Annotated in this window: 12 protein-coding genes; all 12 read right to left on the bottom strand. The window is 43.1% G+C overall.

The genetic code is table 11. The features are described 5' to 3' along the window. Positions 1–81: 81 nt before the first annotated feature. Entirely contained in the window at positions 82–3,183 is a 3,102-nt protein-coding gene (locus tag C1I60_RS18455) for an efflux RND transporter permease subunit (RefSeq protein ID WP_137063057.1), read from the bottom strand. Continuing rightward, the gene (locus C1I60_RS18450; protein WP_137063056.1) at positions 3,180–4,604 is read right to left on the bottom strand and encodes an efflux RND transporter periplasmic adaptor subunit; all 1,425 of its coding nucleotides are present in this window, start codon (positions 4,602–4,604) and stop codon (positions 3,180–3,182) included. Before C1I60_RS18450 ends, C1I60_RS18455 begins: the two co-directional genes overlap by 4 nt. Before the next feature lie 164 nt (positions 4,605–4,768). Further along, positions 4,769–5,419, bottom strand: coding sequence for a response regulator (locus tag C1I60_RS18445; RefSeq protein ID WP_137063055.1), 651 nt, complete (start codon positions 5,417–5,419; stop codon positions 4,769–4,771). Beyond that, complete coding sequence (locus C1I60_RS18440) at positions 5,416–6,645, bottom strand: sensor histidine kinase (RefSeq protein WP_137063054.1); 1,230 nt, start codon at positions 6,643–6,645, stop codon at positions 5,416–5,418. The genes C1I60_RS18445 and C1I60_RS18440 overlap by 4 nt, the downstream gene beginning before the upstream one ends. A gap of 191 nt (positions 6,646–6,836) precedes the next feature. Further along, entirely contained in the window at positions 6,837–7,928 is a 1,092-nt protein-coding gene (locus C1I60_RS18435; RefSeq protein WP_137063053.1) for an AI-2E family transporter, read from the bottom strand. Positions 7,929–8,287: 359 nt separating this feature from the next. Further along, complete coding sequence (aguB, locus tag C1I60_RS18430; RefSeq protein ID WP_137063052.1) at positions 8,288–9,163, bottom strand: N-carbamoylputrescine amidase; 876 nt, start codon at positions 9,161–9,163, stop codon at positions 8,288–8,290. A 30-nt stretch (positions 9,164–9,193) separates the two neighbouring features. Further along, positions 9,194–10,225 carry an agmatine deiminase family protein gene (locus C1I60_RS18425; RefSeq protein ID WP_137063844.1) on the bottom strand — a complete coding sequence of 344 codons (1,032 nt, stop codon included), beginning with the start codon at positions 10,223–10,225 and terminating at the stop codon, positions 9,194–9,196. A gap of 167 nt (positions 10,226–10,392) precedes the next feature. After that, positions 10,393–10,944: a phosphodiesterase gene (gene yfcE, locus C1I60_RS18420; protein ID WP_137063051.1), complete on the bottom strand. Its 552-nt coding sequence runs from the start codon at positions 10,942–10,944 to the stop codon at positions 10,393–10,395. A gap of 203 nt (positions 10,945–11,147) precedes the next feature. Beyond that, positions 11,148–12,566, bottom strand: coding sequence for a glycoside hydrolase family 1 protein (locus tag C1I60_RS18415; RefSeq protein ID WP_137063050.1), 1,419 nt, complete (start codon positions 12,564–12,566; stop codon positions 11,148–11,150). 220 nt (positions 12,567–12,786) lie between these two features. Then, the gene (gene treR / locus C1I60_RS18410; RefSeq protein WP_137063049.1) at positions 12,787–13,548 is read right to left on the bottom strand and encodes a trehalose operon repressor; all 762 of its coding nucleotides are present in this window, start codon (positions 13,546–13,548) and stop codon (positions 12,787–12,789) included. 77 nt (positions 13,549–13,625) lie between these two features. Beyond that, positions 13,626–15,650, bottom strand: a complete 2,025-nt coding sequence (treP, locus tag C1I60_RS18405; RefSeq protein WP_137063048.1) for a PTS system trehalose-specific EIIBC component — start codon at positions 15,648–15,650, stop codon at positions 13,626–13,628. Positions 15,651–15,746: 96 nt separating this feature from the next. Further along, the gene (gene treC / locus C1I60_RS18400; protein WP_137063843.1) at positions 15,747–17,474 is read right to left on the bottom strand and encodes an alpha,alpha-phosphotrehalase; all 1,728 of its coding nucleotides are present in this window, start codon (positions 17,472–17,474) and stop codon (positions 15,747–15,749) included. Positions 17,475–17,685 lie beyond the last annotated feature (211 nt).

Here is a 17,685-nt window from a genome sequence, read left to right as displayed (position 1 = left end):
TACTGTATTACGCCAGCAAAAGAAAAAAATCGTACATTAGGGCAACAGCTTAATGTACGATCGGGTAATATTCAAGCATAATTATGTGCTATCGTTATTAGTCTCCATTTCTTTCTTCTGCTTCCGTTTCAGCTTCAGTTGAGCTACGACCATATAAAGAGTCGGAACTACAAACAACGTTAAAATAGTTGAAAAAATCAGTCCGAATATAATAGTCGCTGCCAATGGCTTGAATAGAATTTCTCCCATCGTAGCAATCGGTATCATACCAACGATCGCAGTTAGCGAGGTGAGAAAGATCGGACGAAAACGGGCAGAGCATGCCATTAAGATGGCTTCTGTTAATTCGGCGCCTTCACGCCGCGCGTCTTCAATAAACTCGATCAATACAATACCATTACGCACGACGATACCGGCAAGGGAAATGATACCCATGATACTCATAAAGCCGATTGGCATACCTGTAATAAAGCTTCCAAGCACTCCTCCTGCTGCTGCCAGGTAAACAGTCGTCATAATAATGAGCGGTGTGGAAACCGAGTAAAACTGCATGGTGATCAAGAGCAGAATGAGAAAAACAACGATAACGGCTAATTTGCCCAAATCCTTAAACAAATCGGACTGCGTAGATGTTTCCCCATCCATTTCCCAAGTGTACCCCGAATCGAAATGTGTACTTGTAAGCTTGCTGCGGATATCCTGGGTGAGCTCCGTAGCCGTACGCCCATTTGCATTGGCTGAGATCGTTACCGTCCGTTCCAAATCATAGCGGTGAATTTGCTGAATGGAAAAATCCGGTTTCATCGTGGCTAACTGGGATAACGGGACCTGCTCTCCTCCCGCATTAGTGACACTCAGCTGTTGGAATAACACCTCAGGATCATGGTTGGGTTTATTCATGTACATATTGATATCAAGCAGTTCCTTACCCGTATCAAAATCCGTGACCTTTACTCCGTCACCCATTAGCAACAAAGTGCGGGTTAAGTTGGAATAGTTGACCTGATATTTATCCAAGGCCTGCTGGTTGACTTGAAAATTCAAATTATAGCTTTGCATCCCCATGTTATCGGTCACATCTACAGCCCCGTGAGTTCCCGCAACGATTTCTTTTATTTTAGCTGTCATGTTTTGCAGCTTACCAAGGTCTTCTCCTTTAATACGGACAGACACTGCGCTGCCGACTGGGATACCTAATTGAGGAACACGTATACTTATTAATGCTGCTGGATATTTGGCTTGCAGTGTACTTGTCCAGCTGTCCACTGTTTTTTTGATATCAAAGACTCCCTCTTTTCCAACAACAGCAAGTTGACCGTGCACCGCGCCCACGGAGCCACTACCGGCTACTATGTCACTGTACATTTGAGGTGCTCCACCACCTGCCGTTGCTGCCAGATGTTCTGTTTCTGGCTGCTTCTTAACCCAGTTCTCAATCTCAGTTATAACCTGATTGGTTGCCTGCAACGACGTTCCTTCTGGCATCGTTACGTTGATTGTGGCATCTGGTTGGTCCGATTCAGGAAATAATTGAATGGGCACAATAGCAAGCAGTCCATAAGCTGCCGTACCAATCATAAGACCAATAAGCGCAGTGAAAAGTGGTCGACGCAGTATTCTTGGCATCCAGTTTTTAGCGTATGCATTAGAGAGGGACTGAATTTGGTTGCCGAGGAGCCCCGGAGGCTTGGTCGGTTTGCTACGTTCTTTGCCCTTACTTCGTTTATCGTACCATTGACGGAAAATAGGAATGATCGTAAGCGACATAATCATGGAAGCCAGCATCGTTAACGAAATAACGGTAGGGATCGGTTTAATAAAGTCTCCCATATTGCCCGGCAGAAATAAAAGCGGGGCAAATGCTGCAACTGTAGCCAGCGTGGCTGTAATGATTGATAAGGATACCTCTTTCGTTCCTTTAATTGCCGCCTCCGTAGCATCTTCTCCAAATTCAGAGCGTCGGCGTTCAATGTTGTCGTTTACCACAACGGCATCATCAACCAGTATCCCCAGTACGATGATTAATCCGATGACTGAAATTTGATTCAGCGTCGTTCCTGTCATCGGCAAGACAATAAAACCGATGGCAATAGAAACAGGGATAGCCAAGGCCACAAATGCAGAGGTCAGCAAGTTTAATCCTAATGTACAAATGACAATAACTGATGCAATAGCAATCATCATTTCTTTGGACAGATTACCAAAGATTTCACTTACGCGATCATTTTGAGCAAACAGCAGTTCAAAATGTACATCCTTTGGCAAGCTACTCGCAAGTTCGTTGATTTTGGCTGTCGCCGCTTTGGATACCGTTGGTACGTCTGTGCCTGTATCTCCACTCAAACTGATTGAAATAGCAGGCTTGGTATTCACATACGTATAACTCTCCGTTTTTTTTAAAACAAGTGAGGCCGTACCTATATCCTTCAAGGCTATAGGAAACCCTTCTTCGTTGCTTGAAATCTGAACGTTATTTAAAACATTCGGATCAGTTGAAGCATCTACCGTCAACTGATAGGTACGCTGATTGAAATCCAGACTTCCTGTAGGCACTCTATCGTTTTCATTTTTAATGGCTTGAAGGACCTGTTCCCAGGAGATGTCATATTGCTGCATTTTTTGAGTGTTTAGGCTTATCCGTACTTCTTGTTCTGGAATTCCTTGAATATTAACTTTTGAAATACCTGAAACCGTTTTTAATTGATCTTTCCAGGTGTTCATCAACTCATTTAACGCATACAAATTTTCAACTTTATCAGAAGTGATTGCGTATGATCCGATGAAGGAGCCTGCCATGCTATCATTAATAATGGGCTGCATCGCATCGTCCGGAAGCTCAGACTGTGCATCCTGTACTTTTGTACGAAGATCAGCCCATACTTTTGTCGGATCGGCCTCATTCAAAGCTTCTATACTTATACTGGATTGGCCTTTTGACGAAGTGGAAGAAATTGTTTTGACACCTTGCACTTCTTTAATTTTCTGTTCCAAAATCTTCGTAATGGTTTGCTCGATTCTTTCAGGCGAGGCCCCCGGATACACGGTTGTGACACTGGCTCCCATAGGAACAACATCAGGCATCTCCTGTTTAGGTAACGATGCAAAGTTGTAAATTCCTAGCAAAATGCACATGCCAAAGAAAATAAGTGTGATTTTCTGTTTTTTAACGATATATTTAATCATTCGGACGACTCCTCCGATTTCCCAAGTACATCATTCCCGAGTAAATCACCATTATATAAGGTTCCAGCTCCTTGCGTAACGATTTGATCGCCCGCCTGTAGTCCAGAGACAACTTCGAGCTGATTATTAGTCACTTTCCCCAGTTTAATCGCCGTTTTAACGGCTTTTCCATTTACAGCCTTAAAGACATAGGGGTCATTTCCCGTACTAATTACGGCCTCTACGGGCACTAAAAGCGCTTCGTTTTGATTTATGCTTTTAGATGCACTAATGACTTGACCAGGCTTCCAATTGAGTTCGGGGTTGGAAATGCTCACTTCCACATTGATGCTTCCCGTTTTGGAATTAGTCGATGGATAGATCTGGGTAACAGTTCCTGTTCTAATTTCATTATATAAAGATATATTTACTTTTTGATCTTTCTTCCACGATAAGATTTCACTATCCGGTACGGGCAGGAGCACTTTTAAAGTACTAATATTTCCGACAATAAACGCCTCACTCCCGCTGGAGCCCAGTTGGCCATCAGATACCTTTTTCTCAATTACAACACCAGCTATGGGGGATGTTAAAGTAGCTTTCTTAAGAGCTAAAGCCGTTTGCTCATAAGCAGCTACCGCATCCTCGTAGGAAGCTTGTGCCTGAGCTTTACTCGCTAACCCTTGTTGCTGAGTAGCTATAGCTGATTCCAGCCCCGCCCTGGCCTGATCGACGCCTGCCGAAGCTTGTGTACGCTGTTCCTGGGAAGCCCCTGCAAGCAAAAGGGACAATTGCTCTTGCGCATCACTTAAACTTTTTTGTGCGTTCGTTACTTCCAACTGCGCATTTTCATTTTCCGTTAATGATACGGCCCCTGCCTGAAATAGACTTTGGGTCCGGGCGGCATCTGCCTTTTTCTTGTTGTACATATTGGTTGCCGCAGTAACCGCATTTTGCGCCTGTGCAATTTCCTGTTTTTTGGCTCCATTGTTCAATTCCTGCAATTTAGATTGGGCTGAATTAATCTGGGATTGTGCATTACGAATGCTTGCATGTGCCGATTGGACAGAAGCGTCCGCTTGGCTAACACCGGCTTTCGCCTTCTCCATAGTTGCCTTGGCCTGAGCAAGCTGTAACTGATAAGTGGTTGTGTCCATTTTTGCGAGGACAGCCCCTTTATGTACCTGATCCCCCACTTCAACCGTTGTATTTAAAATACGTCCATTCGCTTCTAAGGAAACAGCGGTTTGATTGCTGGCCTGCAATGTTCCCGCCAGATTAAATTCATTAGCCAAAGGCTTCATCGTTACTTTTTGAATTTCTACTGGCTGACTGGATTTTACAGTGGAATCCTCCGAAGCGCTTGAGCAACCGGAAACCACCATAGCGAAAGTTATTCCCGTGACTAGCATTTTGATTCGTGTCCTATTCAACAATTTCATCCTCCTCAACTTCCTCTAAGCAGTTTCAGCAATCCATTGTCTAAACTGCATTTATTCTCTTTTAAGAGTACAACAGTTTATAAACAAAAAAATCGTACATAAGGGCAAGCACCTCATGTACGATAGGGCAAAATAAAATGAATATATGTTTTTATTTTCGATTTTTAAAGATGCAGAATGCCTCGTTCCAGAGACACGGCCACCGCTTCAGATCGGGAATCTACACCGAGTTTATTGTAAATGTTCGTTAAATGTGCTTTCACGGTGCGCTCCGAAATCCCCATGTCGAACGCAATTTCTTTACTCCTAAGTCCCCGTGCAACAGACTGTAATATGTTTCTTTCTTTCTCGGTCAGGATTGTTGGCTCTTCACGCTGCTCGCTCTTGAGCTCTCTCTCACTTGTTTTAGCAAAAATTCTTGCTGTAATTTCCGGCTGAAGAAGGGTCTCTCCTCTTAATGCTGATTCAATAGTCCGAAACAAATTTTCACGGCTGGTATCCTTTAATAAATATCCTTTCGCTCCCAAGGATAGTCCCTGTATCATTAAATCATTCTCATTATAGGTAGTCAGGATAATAACCGGCGTTTCATTTTGCCTCTCCTTTAAAGCTTTCATCGTCTCCAGCCCGCTCATTTGGGGCATATATAGGTCCATTAGTATTACATCTGGATGAAGCTCCTCAATCAGGGTAAGAGCTGTTTCCCCTTCCTCAGCTTCACCAACAACTTCATAGCTGTCATTTGTCTCCAGAACAAGCTTTAGCCCTTCTCTAACCACCCAATGATCATCTACAATTAATATTTTAAATTTCATGATACGTCTCCTTTAGTAAGGGGAGCCTCTACTTTAATCGACGTCCCTTCTCTTACTGTGCTGTTGATATTAATGGTTCCACCCAGCAAACGCGCACGCTCATGAATGCCTATTAATCCATAATGTCCTGCTTGTCTGGCGATAATATCCGGGTTAAATCCTTTTCCGTCGTCACGAATCTCTATAGAAATTGTACCATGTGCATCCAAAATATACAGCCATACGTTCTTGGCATGCGAATGCTTGGCTACGTTCGTTAGACATTCACTTATGATATGTAGCCCATGTTCCATCCATAGCCTTGATACCGAGGATTTGATCCTGATGTCCAGCGCTGTTCGGATTCCGGTAGCCATTGTAAAGCGCTGCGCTTCTTCCCGGACTGCATCAGCAAAGTCGACTTCCGAGGCCGATTTTGAACGCAGGTTATCTATAGCCCGGCGTGAGTCTGCCAACGCCTTGCGTGCCTGGGACATGGACTGCTGAACGATTTCATGTGCTCTTTGTGAGCTGCCTTTTGTCAGATGGGCATCTACGGCTTCCAGCTGCATAATCAGGCCAGCAAGACCTTGAGCCAGTGTGTCATGCAAATCCCGGGCCATGCGTTGCCGCTCGTTGGCTAACGTAAGCTCTTCCACTTTTTGATGTGCAAGCTCCAATTCAGTAAGAAAGTTTTGGGTACGAATCCGCGCATTGACTTGCCTGAAGAAAAGAATAGCATATGCAGCGACGACAATAACAATAAGAATGAGCAAGCCAATAAACAGCACGGAGTTCTTGCCATCTTGATGCCATATAATAGAAACACAAAAAAGAAAATAGAAACTAAAAAACACCAACACAACTTTTTTCGTTTGATAATAAATACCTATGCTCTGCCCGATTAAAATTGGGATTAATCCAATCAGCACAATCGGAAAACTCTCAGGCAGGAGAAATGCGCTTGAAAAGATAATTACTGCTTGAATAATAAAATAAATCCATGAAAAGTACTGTAGAATTTTACGAGCATGCCAGTACAAAAGTACGTGCAGAAACATTGTAAAAGTGAATAATATAATTTGAAGCGGTAGTAGTGGGGGAACATTTTGAAAAATAATTCCGTCGAGATAAATCAAAATGATCCATAATATAATAGGAACTCTGGATATATCAAGTCGATCATTTTCTCCACTGTGTATCTTTAAGTCTACATCTTGGTCTTGTTCCCTGGATTCTTTGCCCATAGTCCACCTCTTTAATGTTTACAAAAAAATTATACTTATATTTTATCACTTTGTAGCTTAGTTATAAGTAAGTAAACTGTTTCTCAAACCATTTTACAAAATGATGGAGATAAAAAAAACGTACACATGGGCGAGGACGTGTGTACGTTTGGGCAAAAATAGATATTCGTATGCTAAATATTCAATATCAATTATAAATTTTCCCATTTTTCTCTGTAAAAAAGAAAATATACCTTGCTAAAGATGACTTTAATAATCATGTATAATGGGATAGCCAGCACGATTCCTGTAATTCCTGCCAAATCTCCTCCAATCAGCACGAGAATGATGACTGTCAAAGGGTGAACATCCAGCTGCTTACCGAATATATAAGGAGAAATGATATTGTCTTGTATTTGCTGGGCCAAAAGAATAACGATAAGTGACCATATAGCAACAGTCGGTGACTGAATGAAGCCAATAATAACAATAGGGATTGATGATAAAATGGCGCCGACAAAAGGAATAAAATTCATAATCACCGCAACCACGGTTAATAATAGTGCATATGGCAATCCGATTAATAAGAATCCCAAATACATTAACACACCAAGTGCCAAGTTAATAACTACCCTTCCCACAATAAAGCTGCCAAGCGCACTATCAATATCATCCAAAACCTCGTTTGCAGCTATTAGAAAGCGTTTAGGAACAAAACTAACCAGTTTGCGACCGAATTTGTTCCCTTCCTTCAGCATGTAAAAAAGGATTAAAGGGAAGGTAAACAATGCGATTGTTACATTGGAAACAAGACTAAACAATCCGGTTACATAATCCGTAATTAAAAAGAAACCTTTGTTCAAGTATTCGGTTAGGTGTGACAGTGGATTAATGTCGCCCAGGAAAATGGCAGAAAGTGCCCCGTTCTGTTCTAATTCTTGAACTTTTTTACTTAATGTACTAAATAGACTGGGTGCGCTCTCCACCAGATTGATCATTTGGTTACGTATGGAAGGCCAAATACCAACAACAAAGACAGCTAAAATGACTGCAATGGCGATATAAATGAGTATGATCGCAAGAGAACGATTTAACTTGTGTTTTTCCAGTAAATCTACCAACGGGCGCAGAAGATAATAGAAAAAAACAGACAATATTAATGGAAGTAAGACAATGCTGATTAAAGAAGTTAGCGGTTTAAATAAAAAATTGACCAGTGTGCACAAATATATAATGATGAGAACAAAAATAATGCCTATACACCATTTAAAAAACTTATTGATTTTGGAAGTGTGATTAGTCATTAAACCCAATCCCTTCTATCTTTACATATTTAATGAACTTCTTCAACTGACCACACCCTTCATATCATAAAAAGAAAATTCGCATTATGAACATCCTGCTAATTTACTTAGATTTCTTATATTCATCTTAAATCGAATACCAAATAAAAAAATCGTACTTAAGGGTATACACCTCATGTACGATAGGGCAAATTATTATTTTGTAACTTTGCAAAGTCCTCGGAGAATCTTAATTTTATCTTTAGTCATATTCGCTCAAGCATTCGAAAAATCCCCTTCCCGAAAAGCCGAGCGAATCCGAATGTGGGAAACGCCTTGGCTTATCAGCAAGGGGAACTTTGTCTATATTCGTATAAAGGTTATACTTTTAAATCACCATCATAGGTAGCAATCATGTTATATAGTTCCGGGCGGCGGTCACGGAAAATGCCCCATTCAATCCGCCCCACTTCCAGCTCGTCCAGATCAAATTCAGCAGTAAGCACTTCCTGATCCGTACGACCAGCTTCTGCAATTTTGTTACCCTGTGGCCCAGCAATAAAGGATGAACCGTAAAATGTGATACTGGAGTCCTCATCTGTCTCCATTCCAATGCGATTGGAAGCAACAACTGGCATCAGATTGGAAGCAGCATGACCGAGCATGCAAGTCTGCCAGTGATCCTTGGAGTCAATGGAAGAATCCTGCGGTTCCGAACCAATCGCTGTCGGATAGAACAAAATCTCTGCACCCATCAGCGCCATACAACGGGCAGCTTCAGGATACCACTGATCCCAACATACGCCTATTCCAATTTTGGCATATCGTGTATTCCACACTTTAAAACCGGTATCGCCCGGATTAAAATAAAACTTTTCCTCATACCCGGGACCGTCCGGGATGTGGCTCTTGCGGTATTTACCCAGCACTTCACCGTCCGCATCAATCACAGCAAGGCTGTTGTAGCGGGCGTAGTTTTTTTTCTCATAAAAGCTGATTGGCAGCACAACCTGCAATTCCTTGGCAATCTTTTTAAAATGGTTAACCGCCTTGTTATGCTCCAGTTCGGTTGCATATGCAAAATAATCGGACTTTTCCTTCTGGCAGAAGTACGGAGTCTCGAACAATTCCTGAAGTAAAATAATCTGCGCGCCTTCCGCAGCCGCTTCACGTACCAGCTTCTCAGCTTTGCTTATATTTTCATCAATGTTGGTAGAGCAACTCATTTGGGTTGCTGCCACTTTTACTTTTCTCACGTCAGTCCTCCTCGGGGATGTTTATATAGTTCAATTATTTGCAGCAGGCATCTGCTGGGTAGTGCAGTGTACGTTGCCGCCTTCACGTATGACCGCCATGCCGTCCACGGTACGAATGGTACGTTCCGGAAATACATTGGCCAGGACCTGCTCGGCTGCGCGATCGCTTTCAGTAGCAGTGCCTCCAAACACCGGCAAAATAATGCCGCCGTTCACAAAATAGAAGTTGATATAGCTCAGCGTCAACCGGCTGTCGTCAAAATCCACGCGCGGTGGTTGCCCAATTTGGATCACTTCCAGCTTGCGGCCTTTTGCATCCGTTGCCTGCTCCAGAATGCGCAGATTTTCCTGCGTGATTTCGTAATTTTCATCCTTAGGATCATCGCATACTTGCATAATGACCTTGCCGGGAGCAGCAAAGCAAGCAATATTGTCCACATGCCCATCCGTTTCATCGCCACTAAGTCCACGTTTCAGCCAGATAATCTTCTCAACGCCTGTATATTCGCAGACATACCGTTCGATTTCTTCTCTGCTTAATTCGGGATTGCGGTTCGGATTCAGCAAACACTCTTCCGTTGTAATAAGTGTGCCTTCGCCGTCTACGTGCAGTGAGCCACCTTCCATTACAAGCGGTGCATCAAATCTTGGTAATCCAAGCGTGTCTAAAATTTGCGGCGCTACCTGATCGTCCAGATCCCACGGAGCGTATTTGCCGCCCCAGGCATTGAACTTCCAGTTCACACCTGCCAACTGTCCATGCTCATTCGTTAGAAAAGTAGGACCATTGTCGCGCAGCCACGCATCACTATGCTCTATTGGAAGCAGCTCCACCCGTTCCCCGAGCTCAAGTGCCTGGACGCTCTCCAGATCATCTGGATTTACGACCACGGTAACTGGTTCAAACTCAGCCATGGCACGTACAATTCCAGCGTAGCCCATGCATACATCGGCATGCATATCCGGGTAAACCATGGAAAACTGTACAGGCCAAGAAATATACGTACGTTCATGCGGCGCCCATTCAGGCGGCATCTTATACTGTGAATCCTTAATTTGCATGTATTGAAGCTCTCTTTCTTCATCATAATGTTGAGTCTTTTCTGTAACTGGAAAACGTTGTCTAATAAACAAGACGGACAGACTCCGTTCCTATCATACAATAATATGATCTTTGTCTCAATCAGATCGAAAAAGTTTTGAAGGGATCCCATTCAAGCTAAAATGGATTACATTGAAAATGTGATCGTTTTAATCGTGTCGCCATCAAAATCCTTAACCGTGAATTGCACTCCCTCCAATAGCCCATAGGATGGAGGATAGTTTTCCTTCGGCAACGCTATCGAACCGGGGTTCAGCACAAAGACTCCCTTTTCCACATCCGTTACCGGAATATGGGTATGTCCCTGGATGAACACATCCCCCTTTTCCAGTGGTGGTAAGTTCCCAATGCTGAAGCCATGTCCGTGCGTGATATAGATGCGCCGACCTTCATGGTACAATAAAGCATAATCGCCCATCATCGGGAACTCCAGCAGCATCTGATCCACTTCTGCATCGCAGTTACCTCGTACAGCCACTGCAATATGCGACTTGTACTGATTCAGTTTAGCGGCCACTTCTGCCGGATTATACCCTTCCGGTAGCCGATTACGCGGTCCATGGTACATATAGTCTCCGAGCAGGACAAGACGGTCTGCTTTTTCCTCCCTGAACTTTTCCAGTGCCAGCTGCAACCAGTGCAGCGAGCCGTGAATATCCGATACAAACATAAGCTTCATAATGGTTCATTCCTTTCTGAATATGCTTCTCACCGTATCATAGCCTTTCTGACAATCGCTCGTCAGTAATAAAATTATCAGCTAAGGGCCTGATCGTGATGCAAACAAAACTAAGCGACCGCTTCCCTGAACAATAGCAGGAAGCGGTCGCTGTATAAAATCCTATTTTGTTGAATTGCTGCCTTGATCAAGCAAGCAGCATCTTATTTCCGTCGCAAGCTTGCACCATTGGTCGAAATAATATCTTTGTACCAATGGAACGATTTCTTCCGATATCTTTCAAGTGTGCCGCTTCCATCATCATGACGATCTACATAAATGTAGCCATAACGTTTTTTAAGCTGAGCCGTCGATGCACTAACAACGTCGATGCAACCCCAAGACGTATAGCCCATAACTTCTACTCCGTCGTCAATAGCTTCGCCAACTTGAACCAGATGATCATTCAGATAGTTGATCCGATAGTCATCTTCAACGGTTTTTTCGCCTTTTTCATTGGTGATAAGCTCGTCAACGGCGCCCAAACCATTTTCAACTATGAATAGTGGTTTTTGGAAGCGGTCATAGAATGTGTTCAGTACATAACGCAAACCTTGAGGATCAATTTGCCAGCCCCACTCGCTTGCCTCAAGATGCGGATTGCTGATACCACCGAGGATGTTGCCTTCACCTTTCGTTTTCTTGGCTTCGTCAGCCGTTTCACAAGTGCTCATGTAATAGCTGAACGAGATAAAATCAACGGTATGCTTCAAATCTTCGGCATCTCCTGGTTCAAAATGAATAGAGATTCCGTTTTCTCTAAAGAAACGTTTCATGTAGCCTGGGTATTGACCTCTGGCATGAATATCTGCAAAGGCCATATTTCTGTGATCAAACTCCATCGCAGCGATCACATCGTCTGGATTAGGTGTCAGCGGATAAGTAGGCATACTCAGCACCATACAGCCGATTTTGAAATCAGGATTGATCTGGTGACCGATTTTTACCGCTCTTGCACTCGCCACAAGCTCATGGTGAATGGCTTGATAAAGATCTTGCTTAGTAAGCTGATCCTTTGGCGTGCTAATCCCGCCACTCATGAATGGAGCTTCAAGAATGGAGTTGATTTCATTAAATGTCAACCAGTATTTTACTTTATTTTTGTAACGGTTAAATACCGTTGTAGCATAGCGCTCATAAAAATCAACAAGCTTGCGGTTTACCCAACCATCGTATTCTCTGGACAAATGTAGCGGTGTTTCATAATGAGATAATGTAACGAGCGGTTCAATTCCATATTTGTGAAGCTCATCGAACAAATCATCATAAAATTGCAGTCCTTTTTCGTTAGGCTCCAGCTCGTCCCCTTTAGGAAAAATACGCGACCATGCGATAGAGGTCCGGAACACCTTGAAACCCATTTCTGCAAAAAGTTTAATATCTTCTTTATAATGGTGATAAAAATCAATACCAATCAACTTCATATTATCTTCTGTTGGCACATCCGTAACGGGTCCCCAACCACCACGAGGGGTTACATCCTGAATAGACCAGCCTTTTCCATCTTCTTGATAAGCGCCTTCCAGCTGATTAGCAGCAACTGCGCCGCCCCACAGGAAATCTTTTGGAAACTGTATACTCATTGTTCTCTCCGCCTTTACTTATGTTTTTTCATTAACCAGGGTAGGACTTGTCCCCTTATGCTAATGTGTTATAAAGTGTTTCTATATTAAATTCTAAGTTTTGTAACGCGTTTCATGTCAAGTGTTTTTTTAATATTATTCTTTTCCCCGTTCATAAAGGTTTATCCGTTATAATGTGCATTTTTCGACTTCTACTTATAGAGAAAAGAAACCCTCGTCTTCAAAAGACGGGGTTTCTGGATATATCCGATTTCTTCTCTTCCCCGTGAGCACGTCTGGCAAAGTTGACAAATTGGAATTTGTCCAGCCGATGCCTTGACTCGGTATACTGAAACAAGCTAGTATCTTCCAGATAGACATAATTGCGCACAACTACCACGTGGACATAGTCGTTGAGATCCATCAACTTCTGATCCTCTTCGCTTGCATCTTCTACGGACACTACTTTTTTGGCATAACTGATTTGAAGATGAAGCTCATTCTCCAGATATTCATAAATGGATCCGCTGCTAATCTCTCTGGTAAGCACAGGCACAATGTCTGATCGAAAATAATCTTTATCCAGAATAACGGATTCGTCCTCAATCTCTCGCGCGCGAATCACTTCCCAGACAAGATGCCTATGCTTGTCGAGCTCAAGATGACCGGCTATCTCGTCTGAAGCCGGAATCAGGCGATTCTCATACACAATCGTATGTGATTTACGCCCGATTCGTTCGGACATCTCTTTGAAGCTGACCAATCCGCCAACTGGAAAATCCATACGCCCGATATCCAGTACAAAGGAACCTTTAGCTTTTATTTTATGGATATACCCATTTTGCGCAAGCAAGTGAAGTGCCTTACGTACGGTCTCGCGGGAAGTATTATATTCCCTGGCCAACTCATTTTCAGAGGGCATCTTCGTGCCTGAGGCTAATTCACCTGCCCGGATTCGTTCCAAATAATCCTGATAAATTTGCAGAAAAATATTCGTTGTCAATTATCATCACCACGTTTATTGTAGCATTCTTTCACTTCAATTTGGCGACCTATATGCTTTTAAAGCTTGTGATTTATTCATGTCTCTACAGATAAAGGTTTTAACTGAATTTTCATAGAGATATACTGCAAATCGTTCGCCTCACCTGGCAGTTCTTCAATAGACTCAATCATTTCCTGACCATCCGGAATAATTACTGGTGTAATAACCGGATATCCGGATTCCTGGATTAGATTACGGTCGAATTCCATCAGCAATTGTCCCTGTTCAACAGTCTGACCTGTCTTCACATGCATAGTGAACCCTTCACCCTTCAGCGACACGGTGTTAACGCCCACATGCACCAGAATCTGTACACCTGACGCATGTTCCAGAATCAGGGCATGCTTGCTCTTCATCATAATATGGATGACCTTTCCGCTGAAAGGAGCAAAAATTTTACCCTCCTCCGGTTGCACCGCAATTCCCTGTCCCATCTGACGCTCGGCAAAAGCCAGATCAGGAACCTGTTCCAGAGGCACAATACGTCCCCGTACCGGAGTCATGACTTCAAGTACATCGAGCGCAGAAGTCTTATGGTCAGTTCCTTTTGTATCGGCAGGTATGTTAGCTGGACTGTTCTGATTTGTGAATGAAGAAGTTGAATGATTAGCATTTGGCGACTCTTCCTTAGTAAGATCTGATTGTTGTTGGCGCCTATTTAATAATTTTCCATACGCTAAAGTTAAGCTGAACGGCAGAATTAACACGATCGCCATTCCAATGAAGAACACGCCCCAGTTCATAGGGAAAATAGACAGGAAACCTGGAATACCCCCAACACCGATTGAAGAAGCCATAACATGATTCACTGTTAGCAATACACCCGCAATACCTGAACCGATCATTCCGAACACAAATGGATATTTATAACGGATATTTACCCCAAAGATCGCCGGTTCCGTTACACCCAGAAAAGCAGACACGGATGAAGTAAAGGCCAACCCTTTGCCCTTCTGATCCTTTAATACCAGCATCATTGCCAGTGCACCAGCACCTTGAGCAATGTTGGAAAGCGCCAGCATCGGCCATAGGAAGGTCCCGCCATGTGTTCCAATTAATTGTACGTCTACGGCCAAGAAAGTATGGTGCATTCCCGTGATGACGAGCAGCGCGTAAAGACCTCCATAAATCAGCCCTCCCAGCGCAGGTGCTTGAGCGAAAACGTATACAAGTCCACCCGTAATAGCATTACCGATCATAAAAGTAACCGGTCCGATAACCGTAAATGCAAGAAATCCCGTAATTAATAATGTAATCGGCGCGACCAATAACAGCTTAAATGAATCAGCTATTCTGTTGTTCAAGAATTTTTCAATTTGTGCCAACACGTAAGCGGATACAAGAACCGGCAAAACCTGTCCTTGATAACCAATCTTGTTCACTTCCCAGCCAAACAGATTCCATACCGGAACCGTTCCCTTAGTCACTGCATCTGCATAACTGTAAGCGCTCAGCAGGTCTGGATGAACCAGAATCAGACCAAGTACAATCCCGAGTAATGGGCTGCCACCAAATCGGATAACTGCCGACCATCCGATCAAGGCGGGCAAGAACGTAAATGCAGTGCTGGCGATCGTATTAATAATAGCAGCAAAATCAGTCCATTCAGGATAGACCTGAACCAGAGACATTCCCTCGAAAAAAATCCCCTGACCCGTCAGAATATTGTTAATGCCAAGCAGTAAGCCTGCTGTCACAATCGCGGGCAATATAGGGATAAAAATATCTGCCAGTGACTTGATGGCACGCTGAATAGGATTCTGTTTCTTGCTGGCCGCATTTTCAACATCATTTTTGGAAGCCCTGTTGCCGCCTGTAATTGCCATCATTTCGTCATATACCTTATCGACCAGACCTGGCCCAATGACTACCTGATACTGTCCTTGTGAGGAAAATTGGCCTTTGACCAAATCATTTTGATCCAATGCATCTTTATCAACCTGTTTGTCATCATAGAGGGCAAACCTCAGACGGGTTACACAATGGGTAGCTGCCTCAATATTATCTTTGCCGCCAACGGCTTCTATAATTCGTTCCACCTGTGCTCTTTCAATCGACATCTAACCCACTCCCTTAATTAATAAAGTAGCAGCCCAGGTTGCCATAACAGTGAAGGAACCTGGAGCTATTGGTTGTTGCTACACTATAAACTGCGTCTAACGAACGAGCCACATATAGGAAGCATATGGGGACAAAGTGATAGACTGCTTTAATTCAAGAACTTGTTCGGTATTACCAATTAACAGTTCAGCAGAAACCAATGCCTGATCTTTTAGTTGTAAGTAGCATGAATCAGGTATATGGAATTTGGCCTCCTGCCCGCTAAAATTAGAGATGACGATCATAGTCTCCTTTTCATTGCTGCGTTGGTAGGCATATATCTGAGGATGGGCCTCGTCCAGTCGCTGATAATTCCCATCGGTAATGACTTGCACCGTCTTGCGCAGTCTGATCAGCTTTTGGTAATGATGGTAGATGGAGTTCGGATCCTTTAACTGGGCCTGCACATTAATTTGTGGATAACGCTCATCTATCTTGATCCAGGGAGTACCTGAAGTGAACCCCGCATTTGGACTATCATCCCATTGCATCGGCGTCCTCGAATTATCGCGGGATCGCTCCCGGATCATATTTAATGCTTCTTCAGCACTCTTACCCTGTTCTTGCAGAATACGATACATATTTAGAGATTCCACATCTCGAAATTCTTCGATATCTGACCACTTCGGATTGGCCATACCAATTTCTTCGCCTTGGAATATATAGGGCGTTCCTTGAAGTCCGTGTAGTGTGGTCGCCAGCAGCTTAGCGCTTTCGGCATGGTATACGCTATCATCTAGAAAACGGGAGATCGCTCGTGGCTGATCATGGTTGTTAAAGAATAATGCACTCCAGCCGCCACCCTGTTGCATGCCCATTTGCCATTCCGAGAATAGGCTTTTCAGCATTTCAAAATCATAGGGCATCAGTTCCCACTTTTGACCCTTCGGATAATCTACTTTCAAATGATGAAAATTGAAGGTCATGGACAATTCTTTTTTCTCTGGATTGGAGTAACGGATGCAGTGCTCCAGCGACGTAGAGGACATCTCGCCCACAGTTAAGTTATTATACTTTTGAAATACTTTTTCATATAATTCGTGAATGTACTCATGTACGCGCGGACCGTCCGTATAGTACTTGCGTCCATCGCCCGGAGCAGTGCTGTGATCATCACTCAGGAATCGCTGATCTTTGGAAATTAAATTAATCACATCCAGCCGAAATCCGCTGACTCCCTTTTCAGCCCAAAACTCCAGCAGTTTTACGACTTCCTGACGTACTTTCGGATTTTCCCAGTTTAGATCTGCCTGAGTTTTGTCAAACAGGGTTAGAAAATATTGATCTGTTGTTTGATCATACTGCCAAGCGGATCCACCGAATTTAGACTTCCAGTTGTTAGGGGGCCCACCATCGGGTGCAGGATCATGCCAAATGTAATAGTCCCTATATGGATTATCCCTTGATTGTCGTGCCTCCTGAAACCAGACATGTTCTGTCGAAGAATGATTTACTACAATATCTATCATCAGATGCATTCCACGTGCTTGGATCTCCTGACTCAATTCCTCGAAGTCCTTCATAGTTCCAAAATCGGGGTTGATCCTGCAATAATCGGCTACATCATACCCATTATCACGCTGCGGGGAGACATATACCGGCTGTAACCAGATAATATCAACGCCCAGTTCATATAGATAATCCAGCTTTTGTGTTAATCCTCGTATATCACCTGTTCCATTACCTGTTGTATCATTAAAGCTTTTGGGATAAACCTGATAGACCACCGATTTGCGCCACCAGTCTGTATCTTGATGAATCAAAGCTTTGTTTATCGATTGCATCATACTCGTTCCTTTCTCCCTAAATTAAACATTATAACGCTTTCACGTTTCTTGTATATACAAGAATATATCATGTATATACAAGTTGTCAACAGATTTAAAATCGCATTCTGATTTGTAATGAAGACGATATTTTTCAATAACTTGTTGTCGGATAACAAAAAAAAACAAAGGTTGATCATCATAAAACTGAAGATCAACCTTTGTCTGA

The sequence above is a fragment of the Paenibacillus terrae genome (genome assembly GCF_005217525.1).
Classification (GTDB): Bacteria; Bacillota; Bacilli; order Paenibacillales; family Paenibacillaceae; genus Paenibacillus; species Paenibacillus terrae_C.
The sequence above is the reverse complement of the archived record's forward strand: the minus strand, read 5'-3'. Positions and strand labels throughout refer to the sequence as shown.